At 57.3% G+C, this 2,103-nt stretch carries 3 protein-coding genes; 2 read left to right on the forward strand and 1 reads right to left on the reverse strand.

Annotated features, from left to right (window positions below; genetic code table 11):
* Positions 1 to 67 precede the first annotated feature (67 nt).
* Both aac(3)-IId and EXE10_RS20710 read left to right on the forward strand, forming a co-directional pair.
* Positions 68 to 928 carry an aminoglycoside N-acetyltransferase AAC(3)-IId gene (gene aac(3)-IId, locus EXE10_RS20705; RefSeq protein ID WP_000557454.1) on the forward strand — a complete coding sequence of 287 codons (861 nt, stop codon included), beginning with the start codon at positions 68 to 70 and terminating at the stop codon, positions 926 to 928.
* A gap of 12 nt (positions 929 to 940) precedes the next feature.
* Positions 941 to 1,483 (forward strand): AAA family ATPase, encoded by a 543-nt coding sequence (locus tag EXE10_RS20710; RefSeq protein WP_000587837.1) that lies wholly within the window; start codon positions 941 to 943, stop codon positions 1,481 to 1,483.
* 407 nt (positions 1,484 to 1,890) lie between these two features.
* Here EXE10_RS20710 and EXE10_RS21795 read toward each other — a convergent pair.
* A partial coding sequence (locus EXE10_RS21795; protein ID WP_213073871.1) for a hypothetical protein occupies positions 1,891 to 2,103 on the reverse strand: 213 nt, incomplete at its 5' end.

A 2,103-nucleotide genomic window follows, 5' to 3' on the forward strand; every position in this document is an offset into this window, starting at 1 on the left:
CTCGATAGGTATAGTAGAGTGATATCTCGATAGGTATAGTGTTTTGCAGTTTAGAGGAGATATCGCGATGCATACGCGGAAGGCAATAACGGAGGCGCTTCAAAAACTCGGAGTCCAAACCGGTGACCTCTTGATGGTGCATGCCTCACTTAAAGCGATTGGTCCGGTCGAAGGAGGAGCGGAGACGGTCGTTGCCGCGTTACGCTCCGCGGTTGGGCCGACTGGCACTGTGATGGGATACGCGTCGTGGGACCGATCACCCTACGAGGAGACTCTGAATGGCGCTCGGCTGGATGACGAAGCCCGCCGTACCTGGCTGCCGTTCGATCCCGCAACAGCCGGGACTTACCGTGGGTTCGGCCTGCTGAATCAATTTCTGGTTCAAGCCCCCGGCGCGCGGCGCAGCGCGCACCCCGATGCATCGATGGTCGCGGTTGGTCCGCTGGCTGAAACGCTGACGGAGCCTCACGAACTCGGTCACGCCTTGGGGGAAGGATCGCCCGTCGAGCGGTTCGTTCGCCTTGGCGGGAAGGCCCTGCTGTTGGGTGCGCCGCTAAACTCCGTTACCGCATTGCACTACGCCGAGGCGGTTGCCGATATCCCCAACAAACGGTGGGTGACGTATGAGATGCCGATGCTTGGAAGAGACGGTGAAGTCGCCTGGAAAACGGCATCGGATTACGATTCAAACGGCATTCTCGATTGCTTTGCTATCGAAGGAAAGCCGGATGCGGTTGAAACTATAGCAAATGCTTACGTGAAGCTCGGTCGCCATCGAGAAGGTGTCGTGGGCTTTGCTCAGTGCTACCTGTTCGACGCGCAGGACATCGTGACGTTCGGCGTCACCTATCTTGAGAAGCATTTCGGAACCACTCCGATCGTGCCTCCGCACGAGGCCGTCGAGCGCTCTTGCGAGCCTTCAGGTTAGAGGCCGTCGACAATGATAATCTGGATCAACGGACCTTTCGGCGCCGGAAAGACGACGCTCGCTAAGCGGCTGCGCGATCGGCGTTCCAAATCGCTGATCTTTGACCCCGAGGAAATCGGGTTCGTGGTGAAAGAAACGGTCCCCATGCCAGCGAGCGGAGACTATCAGGATCTCCCCTTGTGGAGGGGACTTACGATCGCGGCGGTCAGGGAGATTCGAAGGAATTACTCGCAGGACATCATCATCCCAATGACGCTCGTGCACCCGGACTATCTGACTGAGATACTCGACGGGGTAAGGCGGATCGACGATCAGCTGCTGCACATCTTTCTGACGCTCAACGAGGACCTATTGCGTCACCGGATCGCGAACCAGACCATGCATCCTGACCCGAATCGAAATGCGGAGATTCGAGAGTGGCGATTAGCGAATGTCGCCCGATGCTTGGCCGCAAGGGAACGGCTTCCATGCACAACCCGTGTTCTCGATAGTGGTGCACACACCAGCGATGAACTCGCAGCGATGGTGCTCGACGGAATCGATGGGCGCACCTGATCGCCTTCGACGCCTGCGCAAAGCGTAGCGCGAGGGTGGCGGGCTCACGACCAAACGCCCAGAGGTCGATCATCGCAGGGATGTTTGGCTTTGTGGTGCGGACGACGGGACTCGAACCCGTACTCTCACAGAGAAGCAGATTTTCGTACCACCTCGACTTTCGCCGCCGTCTGATGACGTTCGTGGTCTGGACTGTCCCTTCGCCATTGCCCGAAGGCTTTAGGCGCCGCCCGTCCAGTCTCTACACCTTCCCCCGAAGGGGCTTGGCTCGGGATTGGCTTAGGGTATTGCCCGTTAGCGTTCCCCGACTTTGAGCGGTTCTACTCCGCGGATTTCCCCGCGGGCACTCCAATTTTAAAGTCTGCTGCGTCTACCGATTTCGCCACGTCCGCCTTTTTTCGCCGTTCCTAGCGCTCGTGCGATGCACCTATGTTGCACCTAGCGCCGAATCGTTCTTCGTCATCCTGAAAAACCACGTCTCCTAAAGCCTTGCATAGCTTATCTTTTCTCCACCACGAACTTTTTTGGGCACTGTTGCAAATAGTCGGTGGTGATAAACTTATCATCCCCTTTTGCTGATGGAGCTGCACATGAACCCATTCAAAGGCCGGCATTTTCAG

It is taken from the genome of Acinetobacter sp. WCHAc060033, from assembly GCF_004209125.1.
Lineage (GTDB): Bacteria > Pseudomonadota > Gammaproteobacteria > Pseudomonadales > Moraxellaceae > Acinetobacter > Acinetobacter wuhouensis.